Source organism: Bradyrhizobium sp. (assembly GCF_035701725.1).
In the GTDB taxonomy this organism is placed as follows: Bacteria; Pseudomonadota; Alphaproteobacteria; order Rhizobiales; family Xanthobacteraceae; genus Bradyrhizobium.
This window is the reverse complement of sequence record NZ_DASSRP010000215.1, coordinates 1-15,966: the sequence shown is the minus strand read 5'-3', so window position 1 is coordinate 15,966 and position 15,966 is coordinate 1. Positions and strand designations below refer to the sequence as shown.

Genomic DNA, 15,966 nt, shown 5'->3' with positions numbered 1-15,966 from the left:
CCGCATACCGGATACCGACGGATCGGCCGGAGGCTGATGGTACGTTTTCATGGAGTTCGACCGCGCTCGTCGTCGTTCAAATCCGTGCCGGCAGCCATCAAGGGCTCGGCCTGACTTACTGCGACGTCGCGACGGTCGCTGTCATCAAGGAGCTGCTGACACCTGCCATTCGCAGGCGAGATTGCCTGGATATCGGTGGATGCTGGCTCGCTATGCAGCATGCCGTGCGCAATGTCGGCCGCTCCGGGATTGCGAGTTGCGCCATCTCGGCGGTCGATCTGGCACTCTGGGATCTCAAGGCCCGACTTCTGTCGTTGTCTGTTGCGCGGTTATTGGGCTGCTGCCGCGAGCAGATCCCGGTTTACGGCAGCGGCGGCTTTACGTCTTATTCAGACGATGAGCTGCGTGAGCAGCTCGGGCGCTGGTCGAAAGAGGATGGTTGTCGTTTCGTCAAGATGAAGATTGGCAGCGAACCGGAGCGCGATCCCGCTCGTGCCGAGATCGCGCGTCGCGCGATTGATGATTGCCAGCTCTTCGTCGACGCTAATGGCGCGTTTAGCGCGCGCGAGGCGCTCCGCTTTGCCGAACGATGCCGCGATCTGAACATCCGCTGGTTTGAAGAACCGGTCTCCTCGGATGACATCCGGGGCTTGCAAACTATGCGGAATCGGGTGCCCGCCGGCATGGACGTCGCCGCGGGCGAATACATTTTCACGCTGGACGATGCCCACGCGCTTCTCTCGGGCGGTGCCATCGATGTGCTTCAGGCGGACGTGACGCGTTGCGGCGGCATTACAGGCTTTCTCAAGGTTGCTGCCCTGGCCGAGGCAAACCACATCGATATCTCGGCCCATTGCGCGCCTTCGATGCATCGGCATGTCGCTTGCGCGGCGGCCCGACTTCGTCACATCGAGTGGTTCCATGATCACGTCCGGATCGAACAAATGCTGTTCGATGGCGCGCCCTCCGTCAGACAGGGAGCGATCGCCCCGGACTTCGCACGGCCCGGTCATGGTCTCGCATTCAAGAGCTCCGATGCCGCGCGCTACCTGGTATCGGAGGAGGCGGCATGAAGACCGGAATGACGATCGCCCGGCGCGAACGTGATCCGCTGGCCTCGCTTCGCGCTGCGGTGACCGAGCTCGAACGCAGCTACACGGGCTCAGCGCCGAGGCACGCCGGTTCGCGGTCCATCGGCGCCGCGCCGCGCGAGGCGGATCGGCGCCGTGCCGCCGCTCGGCAGCTTCATTTCGGCGCGGCATTGCTCTCGCTTTCCGTGTTGGCCGACAGCGGAATCGAACACTATCGCGGCTCATTTCAGAATCGCGCAATGTATGTTCCTTTGGGTGTATCGACGCTTACGCTTGCCGCAAGCCTGTTCGGCGCTGTCGATGCACGTGCGCGGTCGCATGCGCTGCGTGATGGTCTTTATGCGCTGGCCGCCGCGACGGGCGCCGTCGGTATTGCCTTTCACGGCTATAATATTTCGAAAAGGCCCGGCGGTCTTTCATGGCTGAATCTGTTCTACGCTGCACCGGTCGGCGCGCCCGCCGCCTTGGCGCTTGCCGGCGCGCTTGGCCGGGGCGCCGAGCGGACGCGGGAGCACCGCTCAACGCTGCTTGGTCGCCCGATAGGTCGAACCTTGAGTCTGGTAACATCCGCCGGCCTGGCCGGAACTGTGGCCGAAGCGGGACTGCTGCACTTCCGCGGCGCGTTTCAAAATCCGGGCATGTATCTTCCCATAGCCGTGCCGCCGCTTGCCGCCGGTCTGCTCGCGGCCAGTGTCATCAGACCGAGCATCGCAATCCGAAGCGCCGCAAAAGCCTGTCTCAAACTGACGGCGCTGGTCGGCTTTGCCGGCGTGGCATTCCATCTTTACGGCATCGCGCGGCAGATGGGCGGCCTTCGCAATTGGAGCCAGAATCTTCTCAACGGACCTCCGTTGCCGGCACCACCGTCTTTCACGGGGCTTGCGCTTTCCGGCCTCGCTGCCCTTTCGCTGACAGACAAGACGAGCGAAACCCATCGAAATGACCGAACGCTATCCCGGCTATAACGTCCTCAACAAGCGCAACTCACCCTCGTGGAACGATCAGACCCGCGCCGTCGTCGATGCGCGTCTCAACGTAGATCCAAACCTTCGCCGATTTTGCGACGACAGAGAATGGAAGACGCTGTGTGCAGTCTGTGCCCAGATCATTCCCCAGAACTCGGACCGACCTGACAAGGTGCCGCTGGCCGCTCTCGTCGATGAGAAGCTTCACAACCGGCGGAGCGATGGCTACCGGGATGCGCGCTTACCCGAATTGACCGCGGCCTGGCGAAAGGGCTTGGCCGCTATCGAGGCCGAAGCATTTTTCGTGGGAAACAAACCATTTTTCGAATTGGCGGACGAGCAGCAACGCGCGCTGTTGTTGAAGGTGCAGCAGGGAGACGTCTCCAGTCTCGCCTGGCTGGACCTGCCGCCCGCCTTGTTTTTCACCGAGCGCATCCTGCATGACATCGTGAGTGCCTATTACGCCCATCCCGTCTCCTGGAATCAAATTGGCTACGGAGGGCCGGCTAGCCCGCGCGGCTATGTCCGGATGAATTTTGATCGTCGCGATCCCTGGGAGGCGGCAGAAGCCGCGCCGGGCAAGGAAGAGGCGGCGCGCCGGGAAAACGAACATGTCCGCTGAAAGGGAGCCCCGCGCCAGCAAAGGCCGCGCGCCCGACGTGTTCAGGCCGGGCGGGTGGGTAGAGATGCGCGAATATTCCGAAGACGAAGCGGTCGACTTTGCGATCGTCGGCACCGGCGCAGGCGGCGGCACACTCGCCTGCAAGCTCGCTGAATACGGATTTTCGGTTGTCGCGTTCGACGCCGGACCGTATTGGCGCCCACTTGAGGATTTTGCATCCGACGAAACGCATCAGTCCAAGCTTTACTGGACCGACGAACGTATCGTCGAGGGTGACAATCCGCTGCAGCTCGGGTCCAACAATTCGGGAAAGAGCGTTGGCGGATCGACCGTGCATTTTGCAATGGTGTCGCTTCGGTTCCGGCCCGAATGGTTCAAGTCCCGCAGCAAGCTCGGCTATGGCGCGGACTGGCCGCTCGATTGGCGCGAGATGTGGGACTACTACGCCGAGGTGGAACAAGCGCTGAAGATCTCGGGTCCGGTGAACTATCCATGGGGACCCAAACGCCCGCGTTATCCCTATCGGGCCCACGAGTTGAACGCGGCCGCGCTGGTGCTGGCGGAGGGTGCCGAAGCGCTTGGTATCGACTGGACCCCGACGCCGCTTGCGACGCTGTCGGCGCCACGCGGCCTGGCTCACCCTTGCGTCTATCGCGGCATGTGCGTGATCGGCTGCTCGACCAATGCCAAGCAAAGCGTGCTCGTGACCTGGTTGCCGCGGGCACTTCAGGCTGGAGCGGAGATTCGTGATCTTGCAATGGTCGGGTCGATCGAACATGACGCCCGAGGCCTCGCCACCGGCGTACATTATGTGCGCGAGGGCCGCTGGCGGTTTCAACGCGCCAAAAACGTGGTGGTGGCCGGCTATTCGATCGAAACGCCGCGGCTGCTGCTCAACTCTGCGAGCGGCAAATTTCCCGATGGGCTCGCCAACTCGTCCGGCCTGGTCGGAAAGAACCTGATGGTTCAGTCAAATCAGGCGGTCTGGGGCACCAGCAATCGCGAGATACGCTCCTATAAGGGGCCGCCGTCGCTGGCCGTCACCGAGCACTGGAACTATGCCGACGAGGGAAAGGATTTTTACGGCGGCTATTGCTACATGAGCCAAGGGCCGCTTCCGATCGTGTGGGCGACGACGCAATCCCGCAAACGCGGGCTCTGGGGTCGAGCGCTGCTCGACGAGATGGAGAAGTACAACCATCAGGTCGGCCTCAAGATCGTCGGCGAAACCCTGCCACAGGAGCGCAACCGGGTTACGCTAGCCGACGAGCGCGACCAATATGGTTTGCGGATCCCCCGCGTCACCTTTTCATTCTGCGACAATGACAAGCGGCTGATCGCTCATTCCCTTAAATTCATGCGGCGGGCGCTTGAGGCTACCGGCACGCGCGATATCTGGGACGAAACCGACGACACTTGCCATCTCAACGGCACCGCGCGGATGGGCAGTCATCCGCAGACCAGCGTCGTCGACGCCGACTGCCGTTGCTGGGATATTCCCAATCTCTGGATCTGCGACGGTTCGGTATTTCCGACGGTCGGAGGCGTGAATCCGTCGCTGACAATCCAGGCCATCGCCTGCCGCACCGCGGATCGTATCCGGGCGATGGCCGATCGCGGCGAACTCTGACGTCACGGCCGGCCTTGGCCGAAAGCGTCAGCGCCAGAACCGGTTTCGGCGCCTCGCAGTCAAGGTACCCAGCGCGAAGAACAACAGCGCTCCCGTGGCCACGGTGACGGCGCGCGCCACTTCACCAGAGATCAACGGCGCATGCGAGGCGGAGATCCGGTCGAAAGATCCATGCATGCGATGAAGCTGCGTTACGGGCCGGTCAAGATTATCCCTGCGTGCCGGCCCAACGCGAGTATGTGTTTGCTGGCCGACGACAGCTTTGCGCGCCAGATAGCGATCAAGCCATGCCGGCGCCACCGTATTGGCCAGGATCGTCGCGAGCGTCTGCCAGCCGAGCCAGTATTCCCGCGCCGAGCCCTCGGCGGCGCGGAAAACCGCATCGGCCACAACTTCCGGCTGGATCGGTTGTCCCATTGGACGCGGTTTGTTGGGAATATGCACCCGTGCCCAATCGAACTGCGGGGTGTTGACGGCCGGCAAATCGACCATGCTCAACACGATTTCGGAGCGGTCATGAAGCAATTCCGCGCGAAGCGCGTCGGTGAAACCGCGAATGGCGTGCTTGGCGCCACAATAGGCCGCTTGAAGTGGAATGCCGCGATAGGCCAGTGCCGAGCCGATTTGAATGATGCGGCCTCGTCGCCGCGGCCTCATCGATTTCAATGCGGCCATGGTGCCGTGCACGAAGCCGAGATAGCAGACCTCCGTCACGCGCCGAAACTCATCGGGGTCGGTGTCGACAACCGTCGAGAACAGGGTCTCCATCGCATCATTGATCCAGATGTCGATCTTGCCCAGCCGTTGCTCGAGCTGCTCGGCCGCCCGGAACACCGCCCCGGCATCGGCAACATCGACGGCTTCCCATTCGGCCTCGGCTCCTATTTCCCGCAGTTCGCGCTGGACGTCTTTGAGCGCGGCTTCGTCACGGGCAATCAGACCGATGCGATCGCCCGCCTTGGCAAAGCGGTGGGCAATTGCGCGGCCGACACCCGCCGAAGCACCGGTGATAATGACAACGCGAGGTGGCTGACTTAAGTGGCGCATGGCGAAAGACCCGAGCTTTCCAGATCAACGAGCCGGTTCGGCGCAGGTTCGGCGGCTTCTCGCAAATTGTATTGTTTGATGTTGGTTGCCCACCTGAGGCGGCAGGGGGTGACTCCGACCTGGCGCAGAAGACCTTGCAACCCCTCGACAACCCGTTCGGCACGAGGTTGTCGCCTATGTCTTAGGTACGTTCCGTTACCCATGTCTCCGGGTCGGACAATGACAGCAATGGCGGAAGGGGTGGGATTCGAACCCACGGTACCCTTGCAGGCACGCCGGTTTTCAAGACCGGTGCCTTAAACCACTCGGCCACCCTTCCATCGGTGGAATATCAAGCACTTAGCTCGTATTCCTGAAACAACAAAGCAGGAAATTGGCACCCGATTCGCATCCCGTACGTTCATGGATGTGCTGATGGCCGCCGCTGCTTTGCCGACGTCCTTCCTAAACAGATGAGCATCGATACGCAACGTGATATCGAGCTTGGGGGCGTCCGAGGCGCTGGCTGGTCGTCACAATAGCGCCGCCGGCGCGGACCGTACGGGCCCGTGAATCTCTCAACCTTGCTTTCAAGGCAGCAGTACGGGCGGGCATGGCTTAGACCGCTGCTTTCCTTCAATCAGGCGACCTGATCGCAGTTGCCGCAAGAAGGACGGACGGAACAAGTCAACGTAAGGCATCAACGGCTTCGGGCGTTATCGAGTTCGTTCGACGCGACCATCCTAACCGTGATCGCGCGTCCTGACTTGGAAAGCAGACGCAACTGTAGGGTTATTCATGAGTATCGCGCGCCGATCATGAATTAAATTCTCAAGACGATGCGCGATGACATTGAGAGTTGCCGCGTCGACAGCACTTTCGTCACCAGTTTCCGTCCTTCGCCGTTCAGTCCTGAGAATATTGGCAATCTCTTCTTCGATGCTGGATAATTCCGTCTCCGAGCCGGCGCCGCGTATTCGCCGGGAAAAACCATAAAGAGTGTCGAGAGGCCCCTCGCGGAACGTGGGCTGACCGACGCCTAGAAACTTCCAGCCAGCGGCAAGAATCGAGGCAATTCCGCCCAGCATCATTGGAGCCAGATAAATGTAGTTACTGTATTCGTCGATGAACCCTTGTTGGGTGCCGTTGTAAAAGGCGGCTGCGCCGGGATGGACAGGAAGATAAGCATCCGCATCCAGGCTTGGTGCGGTGATTTGGGCGAATAAAGGATTCTCGCGCAGCAATTCTCTTCGAACCTTCATGATCGACTGGGCCAAGTTCGTCGCGGTGTCGGAGTTGAGGCTCTTCTTCGCGACGATATACAGCGAAGTTCGCAACGTGGTCACGTCGTCGGCAGGGATGGGAGGGGATCCGCGTAGCGTCCCCTTGGGCACATCGAAACTCTCGTAAGCGTGGTTGGAGTCGGCAATGGCGGCCGCCGACTCGAACCCGATCAGGACCGGTAGCGATTTGGGGCTTTGTGGAAAAAATCCCTTGACCAGCGTCAGGTATTTTTCGGTCAAGGGGACCGCCACGAGCAACGCGGCAACTTGTTTTGATTGAACGGCCTGGCGCGCATCCTGCGGGATTAGATTCTTGAAACTCACTTTGTTGCGCGTCAGGTCGTAAGTCTTGTTCAATACCTCGACGATTCCCGCGTTGGCTTCGCCGCCGAGCACGCCCACCGTTCGGCCCGAAAGTTTCTCGATGCCGTCGATCGACGAGCCGGGCGGTGCGACCAACAGCACCGTTACATGCGCCAGAACGGCGATCGCTTGCGCCTGAGACAAATCGCCGACATCACCGCGAACGACGGCGAGGTCAACCTTTCCCGCAGCGAACGACTTGGCGGATTCGACGGCGTTGCCGGTATCCACGACCTTCAACCGTACCGGGGCGCCGTCAGTAACGAGCTGGCTCGCGATCGACGACATGGCCCTGGCGGCCTCTCCATCGGCAGAGCCAACCGCGACCGTTAACGTCACCGGATATGTGAACCAACGATATCCCAGCAGGCCGGCGCCGGCACAAAAAGCCACAATGCCAAGGAGCAAAGCCGCCCGAAGCCAGATTGGCACCCTCGTCGAACTCATAAATCTGCTCCTTCCGGTGATCGCTCCAGCGTGAAGAGCGATAGATGAATTTGCGGAGCCCCACTGGCCAAGCAGGCGGCCGCCACATGTTGGCGGCTCGCGGGTGAAAAATGAGCTCTGATCTCGGCGTTATAAATGAAGCCTGATTCATCACGGGCGTTAGCTTCACGGTTCCGCGATTCAGCGCATCTTGCGGTGCTCGAACGGGGAGAGTTTGATCTAGCTCAATGGCTTATGTGGCCCGCGACCACTGCGACGAAAAGTCACTTCTAATCGCGGCTGCATGAGGACATTGTGCAACCGGACGGTGATCGCGTGACCGGCAGGAGCAGGGTCCATGGACGATTTCATCGCGCGTGCCAATATCGATCATTTCCTCGAGCTGTTAGCCAAAGACGACATCGCGCCCCACACCAGATCGACCATCACCAAGCTGTTGATCGAGGAAGAGGACAAACTCGGGCTCGCTCTGGCGCAACTCGAGTTTGCTGAAGAGCGGGTCGCAGCCTGTCGAGATCACATGAGCCGATTGGCTCGCCTTTGTGAGCGTTTTGAAATTGGCTCAGCCGCTCGGGCGCAGGCTGACAAACTGCTCATCGAATTCGGTGCTACGCTGGGGCTCGTGGAAAGCGTCTGCGCTCGAAGGCGCAAAAACTTGCAAGCCAGAGCGCTTTAAAAACGACTTGGCTGCCGCGTCTGTATTTCAGGGGCTACGAACGTCGGCCGTTGGTGATTACCAGGGAGAGGCCCGCTGCCTGCCTGGCTCGTGCCCTCTCGCAGCCATTGCCGCCGCAGCCTGACTCGTATCTCAGATCAAGCAGGGCGATCGCGCAATGCGATCACATCTCAACTTTGAGCAAACATCGCACTACCGGGGCGCGGATAACGATTGGTCACGCTCCCCGACGTCGCCGATAGCATCGCTTCAAAGCGTGATCGTCGCAGTTGACGTAGATCAATGTCTCGCATTGCAGCGCGGCTTGTATGAGGGCTGGCGCGAGTGAGGCGGGAGGAGTGCGATGGGAACTCCAAATTTGCCGATGTCCAGCTTGGCAGCTTCGGCGATGGAATACGTGGTCGATGCGGCTCAGCGAAGCGTGCTGTTCCTCGATGTTATGCGTCAACGCGGCGACCAATATCGCGAGCACCTCGCGCAGACGGCGCCTCACGTATTGCAATATGCCGCCGAGCTGATCGTCGATGGTCGAACGCTGGACGAACCGGTCAACTACGCGTTGGTTCGCATCATTCCGCCGAAAGGCGTCGAGATCGATTCCGAACGGCGACCGTTTATCGTGGTCGATCCGCGCGCGGGCCACGGCCCGGGAATTGGCGGCTTCAAGGCGGACAGCGAAATTGGTGTGGCGATGAAGGCTGGCCACCCCTGCTATTTCGTCGGCTTCCTGCCAGAACCGATGCCGGGTCAAACCATTGAGCGGATCGCACGGGCCGAAGCCAGATTCATCGAGAAAGTCATCAGCCTGCATCCCAAGGCGGATGGCAAACCATGTGTGATCGGCAATTGTCAGGCCGGCTGGGCGATCATGATTTTGGCTTCGTTGCGGCCGGAGCTGTTCGGCCCGCTGATCATCGCCGGTGCGCCGCTGGCTTACTGGGCGGGCGTGCATGGTAAATATCCGATGCGCTATTCTGGAGGTCTCTTGGGAGGAAGCTGGCTCACAGCGTTGGCCAGCGATCTTGGCGCTGGCAAGTTCGACGGCGCGTGGCTGGTGCAGAATTTCGAAGGCCAAAATCCGTCAAACACGTTGTGGGCCAAGCAGTACAACGTCTATTCCAAGGTCGACACCGAGGCCGACCGTTACCTCGACTTCGAGCGCTGGTGGGGCGGCCACGTCAATCTGAACGCCGAAGAGATTCAGTTTATCGTCGATGAACTCTTCATCGGCAATAATCTTGCCGCCGGTAAGATCGAAATGTCCGACGGACAAAAGGTCGACTTGCGCAATATCAGGTCTCCGATCGTGGTATTCTGCTCCGAGGGCGACAACATCACGCCGCCGCAGCAGGCGCTGGACTGGATCCTGGATTGCTATGCAGATGTCGACGAGATCAGGGCCTACGGCCAGACGATCGTCTATACGGTTCACCAAAGCGTTGGTCATCTTGGCATTTTCGTCTCCGGCGGAGTCGCCAAGAAAGAGCACGCAGAATTCTCGAGCAATATCGATCTGATCGATGTGCTGCCGCCGGGTCTCTATGAGGCGACCTTCGAGGCCAAGAATGAAGAGACTGCAAGCTCGGATCTTGTTGTTGGCCAGTGGGTGATGCGCTGCGAGCCGCGGACGCTCGACGACATTAAGGCGATGGGCGGAAATTCCCCGGCAGACGAGCGGCGCTTTGCCACCGCCAAGCGCGTCTCGGAACTCAACCTCGCGGCTTACCGGAAATTCCTCCAGCCCTGGATCAGGACCATGGTGACGCCGCAAGCGGCGAAGCTGATGCAGGAGCTGCATCCGCTGCGGCTTCAGTATGAGGCCTTCAGCAGCAAAAATCCATGGATGGGTGCGGTGAAGCCGGCTGCCGAGGCGATCGAGGACAAGCGCAAGCCGGTGTCCGGCGACAATCCGTTCCTCGCGTTTCAGGAGTTGATATCCAAACAAATCGTGCATGCACTCGATAGCTGGCGCGACGCGCAGGAGGCGGTCAGCGAGACGGTCTTCCTGAATCTCTATGGTTCGCCTTTGTTGCAGGCGTCGCTGGGAATCGATCCGAGGTCGGAGCCGTCACGCCGGCGCGAAATGTCCGCCGAGCATCGCGCGTTACTCGAGAAGCGAATTGCCGAGCTGAAAGCCAAGATCGGCGAGGGTGGCCTTCGCGAAGCAGCGATCCGCGGCCTGCTTTATATCGGGTCGGCGCGCGGTATGGTCGATGAGCGCAGCATCGAGGCGCTGCGCCAGGTCCGTCGCGACTATGGCGGTCCGCGGTCGACGCTCGCCGAGTTCAAGATGCTGGTGCGTGATCAGTTCTTCATGCTGATCCTGGATCAGGAAGGCGCGCTGGCTGCAATTCCGAAAATGCTGCCCGATAGTCTCGATCAGCGACGAGGAGCCTTCTCCGCGATGCGTTCGGTGCTCTCAGCAGCCGGCGAAATCACCGGCGAACGTGCGCGCCGCCTGCAGCAGCTCGAGGGACTGTTCGGCCTTGATGCAAAACAGGAGAGGGGGGCTCTTGTCGCCCCTTTCGATCCGAAGGCGAAAGCCTCGTAACCGCAATAGCTATTATCGGGAGCAACGTTATGTCGGCCGATGCCACGCGTGCGCAATTTCCCAGCAAGTATGAGCGGCTGATCGCGGCCGCCAAAGCCGTGCCGCCGGTCCCTACCATCGTCGTGCATCCCTGCGATGAGAGCTCGCTGCGCGGAGCGGTCGACAGTGCCCAGGCCGGAATTATCCGACCGATCCTGGTCGGGCCGGAAGCAAAAATCAGGAATACAGCCAAGAACGTCGGCCTCGATATCTCGAATTTTGAGGTCGTCAACGTGGCGCACAGTGAGGAAGCCGCCGCCAAAGGCGTCGAGCTCATTCAGGCCGCCAAGGGTGAAATGCTGATGAAGGGCAGTCTGCACACCGACGAGCTGATGCGCGCCGTGACGGTCAAAGTGGGCGGGCTGCGCACCGATCGGCGCATCAGCCACGTCTTCGTGATGGATGTGCCGGCCTATGCCGAAACGCTGTTCGTGACCGATGCCGCGATTAACATCTTCCCCGATCTCGACGCCAAGCGCGACATCATCCAGAACGCCATCGATCTCTACAACGAGGCCGGTTTCGGTAGCTTGCCGCGCGTTGCCATCCTCTCGGCGGTCGAAACCGTCACCACCAAAATTCCCTCGACGATCGATGCGGCGGCGCTCTGCAAGATGGCCGACCGCGGTCAGATCACGGGCGGCGTGCTCGACGGACCGCTGGCCTTCGACAACGCCATTGATGTCGAAGCAGCGCGGATCAAGGGCATAAAGTCCGAGGTCGCCGGTCGGGCGCAGATCCTGGTCGTTCCCGATCTCGAATCCGGCAACATGCTGGCCAAGAACCTCGCTTACTTTGCCAAGGCGGATGGCGCCGGCATCGTGCTCGGCGCGAGGGTGCCGATCGTATTGACGTCGCGCGCCGATACGCCGCGCGCCCGGATGGCATCCTGTGCGGTGGCCTCGCTCCATGCCCATGCGAGACGCCGAAAAGCTCCAGCCGTCGCCGCGTGAGCGCCATGGAAAACATCCTCGTTGTCAATGCCGGTTCTTCAAGCGTCAAATTCCAGGTCTTCTCGATCGAGGCAGGAGGAAGGCTAAGGCGGCGCATCAAGGGCCAAATCGATGGCATCGGCAGTCGCCCGCGCCTGAAGGCGAACGGCGCGGCGGGCGAATCTCTGATCGACCGCGCCTATGCAGCCGAGACGATCTCAACGGTTCCGGCCGCGATGGCGGTTGCCGGCGAATGGTTGCGCAGCGAACATCAGATCCATCCCGTCGCGGTCGGTCATCGCGTCGTACATGGTGGGCCGGACTACGACAAGCCGGTCCTGATTGACCATCGCATCATCGCCAACCTGGAACGCTACGTCGGCCTGGCGCCGCTGCACCAACCGCACAATCTGGCGCCGATCCGTTCGATTCTTGCCGGCTTCCCGGCATTACCACAGGTTGCCTGCTTCGACACCGCCTTCCATCGCACGCATGGCGCGCTCGCCGACCATTATGCGATTCCGCATGAACTCTATACGGAAGGCGTGCGGCGCTATGGATTTCACGGATTGTCGTATGAGTACATCGCGAGCGCACTCGAGCAGATCGCGCCCGACATCGCCAAGGGCAGGGTGATCGTCGCTCATCTCGGCAGCGGTGCGTCGATGTGCGCGCTTCATCGCGGACAGAGCGTCGAAAGCACCATGGGGTTTACCGCGTTGGATGGGCTGCCGATGGGAACGCGGCCCGGTCAGCTCGATCCCGGCGTCGTGCTTTTCCTGATCTCCGAAAAGGGGATGTCGGCATCGAACGTACAGAATTTCCTTTATCGCGAATGTGGATTGAAAGGTCTTTCCGGCCTCAGCAACGACATGCGCGAACTGGAGGCAAGTGCAGATCCGAAGGCGAAGCTGGCCATCGACTATTTCGTCTACCGGATCGGTCTCAATGCCGGGATGCTGGCGGCGGCTTTGCAGGGCCTGGACGCTTTCGTCTTCACCGCCGGCATCGGCGAGAACTCCGCAACCATTCGCGCGCGCGTGGTCGATCAGCTCGGATGGCTCGGCGCCAGTCTCGACCCCGTGGAAAATGGCCGGCACGCGCGGCTGATATCACGCACCGGCAGCCGTATTCCGGTCTACGTCGTGCCGACCGATGAAGAGCTGATGATCGCGCAGCACACCCTGTCGCTTCTGAGGAAGCGGCCGTCCGCCAACCCAAAGGAGAAAGTGGCATGATCCCCATCTTTCCCGACACGAAGGTTGCCCTGAAGGGTAAGAAAGGCCTCATCGTCGGCATCGCCAACGATCAGTCGATCGCCTGGGGGTGCGCCAGGGCGTTTCGCGCGCTCGGCGCCGAACTCGCGGTCACCTATCTCAACGACCGCGCCAGGAAGTTCGTCGAGCCGCTGGCGCAGGCCCTGGAAGCACCGCTCTTCATGCCGCTTGATGTCATGGTTGAGGGACAGACCGAGCAGGTGTTCGAGCGGATCGCGAAGGAGTGGGGCCAGCTCGATTTCCTGCTGCACTCGATCGCGTTCTCGCCAAAAGAGGCGTTGCATGGACGTGTGGTCGACGTCGGCCGCGAGGGCTTCCTCAAGACCATGGAAGTGTCCTGCTGGTCGTTTCTGCGGATGGCCCATCTCGCCGAGCCGTTGATGAAGAACGGCGGCACCCTGTTCACCATGACCTATTATGGCAGCCAGATGGTAGTTGAGAACTACAACATCATGGGCGTGGCGAAAGCGGCGCTGGAGTCGGCCGTTCGTTACGCGGCTGCGGAGCTGGGCCCGAAGGGGATCCGCGTGCACGCGATCTCGCCCGGTCCGCTTGCCACGCGCGCTGCGTCGGGTATTCCCGAGTTCGACGAGCTGATGGACAAAGCGCAGTCCAAGGCACCGTCGCGCAGACTGGTTAGCATCGAGGATGTCGGCAATGCCACCGCATTTCTGGCGCTCGACGGCGCCAAGCTGATCACTGGCGGGGTCCTCTATATCGACGGCGGCTACCACGTGATCGACTAAGCGCCGCCATCCTGCGTCCGATTCTCAGCGGTAGTGCAGAGCGATCAAGTCGGCGATGCAGGCCGGTTTCGCGCCGCCTTCGATCTCGATCACGAGCTGATAGTTCACGCGCAGGCCGTCCGGCGGCACGTCTTCGGCGCGCGCAACCGTGACCCGACCGCGTAGCTTCGACCCGGCAGGGACCGGCGCCAGATAGCGGATGCGGTCGGCCCCATAATTGAGCGTGCTGCGCAGGCCCTTTAATCCGATCACCGATCGAATGAACAGCGGCGCAAGTGCGAGCGACAGCAAGCCGTGCGCGATGGTCTTGCCGCCCGGCATTTCCTGCTTCGCGCGCTCCTGGTCAACGTGGATCCATTGCTCATCGCAGGTCGCTTCCGCAAAACGATTGATGCGATCCTGGGTCACTTCAATCCAGTCGCTGACGCCGATTTCGCTGCCGACCGCGGCTTTGATTTCATCGAAACTACTGAAAATTCGCATTGCCGACGGCCTAGAGCTGCATTTCCGGAACTTTGTTCGAAACGACCAATTCGGCGTCCGTTACTGCCAGAATGTCGCCGACGCGGACGCCAGGCGCGATCTCCAACAGCGTCGCCTTGCCATCAACGAAGCCGATCACGGCAAGATCGGTCACCACCAGATCCACCGGCCGCGCCGATGTGAGCGGCAAGGTACACTGCCTGACAATCTTCGATTTGCCTTTGGCTGCGTGCTGCATGGCAACGATCACGCGCCTGGCACCGCTGACCAGATCCATTGCGCCGCCCATGCCGGGCACCATCTTGCCAGGTATCATCCAGTTTGCGAGACGGCCGCGCGCATCGACTTGCAAGCCGCCGAGCACAGTGACGTCGACGTGGCCGCCACGGATCAGTCCGAAGGACATCGCGCTGTCGAAGGTGCTCGCGCCGGGCAGGGCGCTGATCGGCCGGCCGCCCGCATCCGTCAGCAGAGGATGTTCCAATCCCTGCTCGGGAATGGGTCCGGTGCCGATCAGCCCGTTCTCCGACTGGAAGAATACTTTGAGATCGGCTCGGACATAGTTGGCCACCAGCGTCGGGATTCCGATGCCGAGGTTCACGAGATTGCCGGGGCGAAGCTCCTGCGCAACGCGACGGGCAATGATCTCTTGCGCGTCCATCGTTCACCCGTTCGGATTCGTGATGAGATAGTCGACCAACGGCGCCGGCGTCATAACGTGATCCGGCGCGATGACGCCCACGGGAACGATGTGCTCGGCAGTCACGATCACGGTATCCGCGGCCATCGCCATGACCGGATTGAAATTGCGTGCGGTCAGTGCGTAAGCGAGGTTGCCGAGATAGTCGGCCAGGAAGGCGTGCACGAACGCGAACTGCGCTCGCAGCGCAGTTTCGAGCAGGAACAGCCGGCCATCGATCTCGATCTGGCGCTTGCCTTCGGCGACCAGCGTCCCGACGCCTGTTGGCGTGAGAACCCCTCCGAGCCCGCAGCCACCCGCACGAATCCGCTCGGCGAAGGTTCCCTGCGGAATGAGATCGACTGCAACCTGGTTGGCCAGCATCTGCTGTTGTGCCTTCGGATTGAGACCGATATGCGTCGCCGTCAGACGCGAGACCAGCGCGGCGTCGAACAGCTTGCCGACACCCTTTCCCGGCGTCGCCGCGTCATTGCAGACGATGGCAAGATTGGCCTTCCTCTGCCGAACCAGCTCGTCGAGTAGGCGCTCTGGCGTTCCAACGCCCATGAAGCCGCCGACCATGATGCTCGCGCCCGGCGGAATCATCGCAACAGCATCTTCGACGGAAACGGCCTTCATGGCGCAAGCTCCGCGGTTCGACGGTCGCATGTTGGCCAGCCGAACAGACGGTGTCTTGATTTGCATCAACGAAACGCGACCTGGCATTTTCGGTCGATGTGGGAGCTGCCAGGCCGCAAGGCCGCCGGTCCGCAGAACCTGTTGATCAGGATCAATGATCGGCGAGTCGTTGGCGCCTGAAATTCCGCCATGCTGGTGCAAAAGCTCATAGGCACCGCTGTGGCGGTGCTCGCTCTCAGTCTTGCGGTCGGAGGAACCGTCTTGATCGTGAAGCGCGTCTTCGCGACCTATCCGCTCGGAATCAAGGGCGACCGTCTTGAGGTCGTCGCCCAGGACTGCTCGCAAATCGGTTGGCCCTTTGGATGCGACTGGCAACGGCAGGAGGCAACGCCAGAGCCAAAGAAGCCTTCAAGATTCGGGCACCGAGGCAAACGTCTGCGCTGCCACAATTTCGGTAATTGCTGATAGATGCCGAAGGGACGAGTCGTCCTGGTCGGTCAGACGCTCGCGCCGTTTC

Annotated in this window: 14 protein-coding genes and 1 tRNA gene; 9 read left to right on the top strand and 6 right to left on the bottom strand. The window is 61.1% G+C overall.

What is annotated here, in order from left to right; genetic code table 11:
- The 4 genes from VFL62_RS12405 to VFL62_RS12390 form a co-directional block, all read left to right on the top strand.
- A partial coding sequence (locus VFL62_RS12405) for an enolase C-terminal domain-like protein (protein WP_325172670.1) occupies positions 1-1,073 on the top strand: 1,073 nt, incomplete at its 5' end.
- Complete coding sequence (locus tag VFL62_RS12400; protein WP_325172669.1) at positions 1,070-2,056, top strand: hypothetical protein; 987 nt, start codon at positions 1,070-1,072, stop codon at positions 2,054-2,056. The genes VFL62_RS12405 and VFL62_RS12400, both read left to right, overlap by 4 nt.
- On the top strand, positions 2,031-2,678 hold the full coding sequence (locus VFL62_RS12395; protein WP_325172668.1) for a gluconate 2-dehydrogenase subunit 3 family protein: 648 nt from the start codon (positions 2,031-2,033) through the stop codon (positions 2,676-2,678). The genes VFL62_RS12400 and VFL62_RS12395 overlap by 26 nt, the downstream gene beginning before the upstream one ends.
- Positions 2,668-4,308 carry a GMC family oxidoreductase gene (locus VFL62_RS12390; RefSeq protein WP_325172667.1) on the top strand — a complete coding sequence of 547 codons (1,641 nt, stop codon included), beginning with the start codon at positions 2,668-2,670 and terminating at the stop codon, positions 4,306-4,308. The genes VFL62_RS12395 and VFL62_RS12390 overlap by 11 nt, the downstream gene beginning before the upstream one ends.
- Positions 4,309-4,335: 27 nt before the next feature.
- Here VFL62_RS12390 and VFL62_RS12385 read toward each other — a convergent pair whose 3' ends face one another.
- The 3 genes from VFL62_RS12385 to VFL62_RS12375 all read right to left on the bottom strand — a co-directional run bounded on the left by VFL62_RS12385 (position 4,336) and on the right by VFL62_RS12375 (position 7,427).
- Complete coding sequence (locus tag VFL62_RS12385; RefSeq protein WP_325172666.1) at positions 4,336-5,355, bottom strand: SDR family oxidoreductase; 1,020 nt, start codon at positions 5,353-5,355, stop codon at positions 4,336-4,338.
- A 229-nt stretch (positions 5,356-5,584) separates the two neighbouring features.
- A tRNA-Ser gene (locus tag VFL62_RS12380) sits at positions 5,585-5,674 on the bottom strand.
- A 403-nt stretch (positions 5,675-6,077) separates the two neighbouring features.
- A complete protein-coding gene (locus tag VFL62_RS12375; RefSeq protein WP_325172665.1) occupies positions 6,078-7,427 on the bottom strand; it encodes a TAXI family TRAP transporter solute-binding subunit in 1,350 nt (449 codons plus the stop codon).
- Between the two features lie 337 nt (positions 7,428-7,764).
- On the opposite strand from VFL62_RS12375, the gene VFL62_RS12370 reads away from it, so the two are divergent.
- The 5 genes from VFL62_RS12370 (at position 7,765) to fabI (ending at position 13,648) form a co-directional block, all read left to right on the top strand.
- Positions 7,765-8,103, top strand: coding sequence for a hypothetical protein (locus tag VFL62_RS12370; RefSeq protein WP_325172664.1), 339 nt, complete (start codon positions 7,765-7,767; stop codon positions 8,101-8,103).
- A 364-nt stretch (positions 8,104-8,467) separates the two neighbouring features.
- The gene (locus VFL62_RS12365; RefSeq protein ID WP_325172663.1) at positions 8,468-10,654 is read left to right on the top strand and encodes a DUF3141 domain-containing protein; all 2,187 of its coding nucleotides are present in this window, start codon (positions 8,468-8,470) and stop codon (positions 10,652-10,654) included.
- A 29-nt stretch (positions 10,655-10,683) separates the two neighbouring features.
- Complete coding sequence (locus VFL62_RS12360) at positions 10,684-11,646, top strand: phosphate acetyltransferase (protein WP_325172662.1); 963 nt, start codon at positions 10,684-10,686, stop codon at positions 11,644-11,646.
- A gap of 5 nt (positions 11,647-11,651) precedes the next feature.
- On the top strand, positions 11,652-12,863 hold the full coding sequence (locus VFL62_RS12355; RefSeq protein ID WP_325172661.1) for an acetate/propionate family kinase: 1,212 nt from the start codon (positions 11,652-11,654) through the stop codon (positions 12,861-12,863).
- Positions 12,860-13,648, top strand: a complete 789-nt coding sequence (gene fabI / locus VFL62_RS12350) for an enoyl-ACP reductase FabI (RefSeq protein ID WP_325172660.1) — start codon at positions 12,860-12,862, stop codon at positions 13,646-13,648. The genes VFL62_RS12355 and fabI overlap by 4 nt, the downstream gene beginning before the upstream one ends.
- 24 nt (positions 13,649-13,672) lie before the next feature.
- Here the strand turns inward: fabI and VFL62_RS12345 are convergent, their stop codons facing one another.
- From VFL62_RS12345 to VFL62_RS12335, 3 genes are read right to left on the bottom strand one after another with little or no spacing between them, the layout of a single operon-like run.
- Positions 13,673-14,131: a MaoC family dehydratase gene (locus tag VFL62_RS12345; protein WP_325172659.1), complete on the bottom strand. Its 459-nt coding sequence runs from the start codon at positions 14,129-14,131 to the stop codon at positions 13,673-13,675.
- Positions 14,132-14,141: 10 nt separating this feature from the next.
- The gene (locus VFL62_RS12340) at positions 14,142-14,792 is read right to left on the bottom strand and encodes a 3-oxoacid CoA-transferase subunit B (protein WP_325172658.1); all 651 of its coding nucleotides are present in this window, start codon (positions 14,790-14,792) and stop codon (positions 14,142-14,144) included.
- A 3-nt stretch (positions 14,793-14,795) separates the two neighbouring features.
- Entirely contained in the window at positions 14,796-15,449 is a 654-nt protein-coding gene (locus VFL62_RS12335) for a CoA transferase subunit A (RefSeq protein WP_325172657.1), read from the bottom strand.
- Positions 15,450-15,966: the final 517 nt, after the last annotated feature.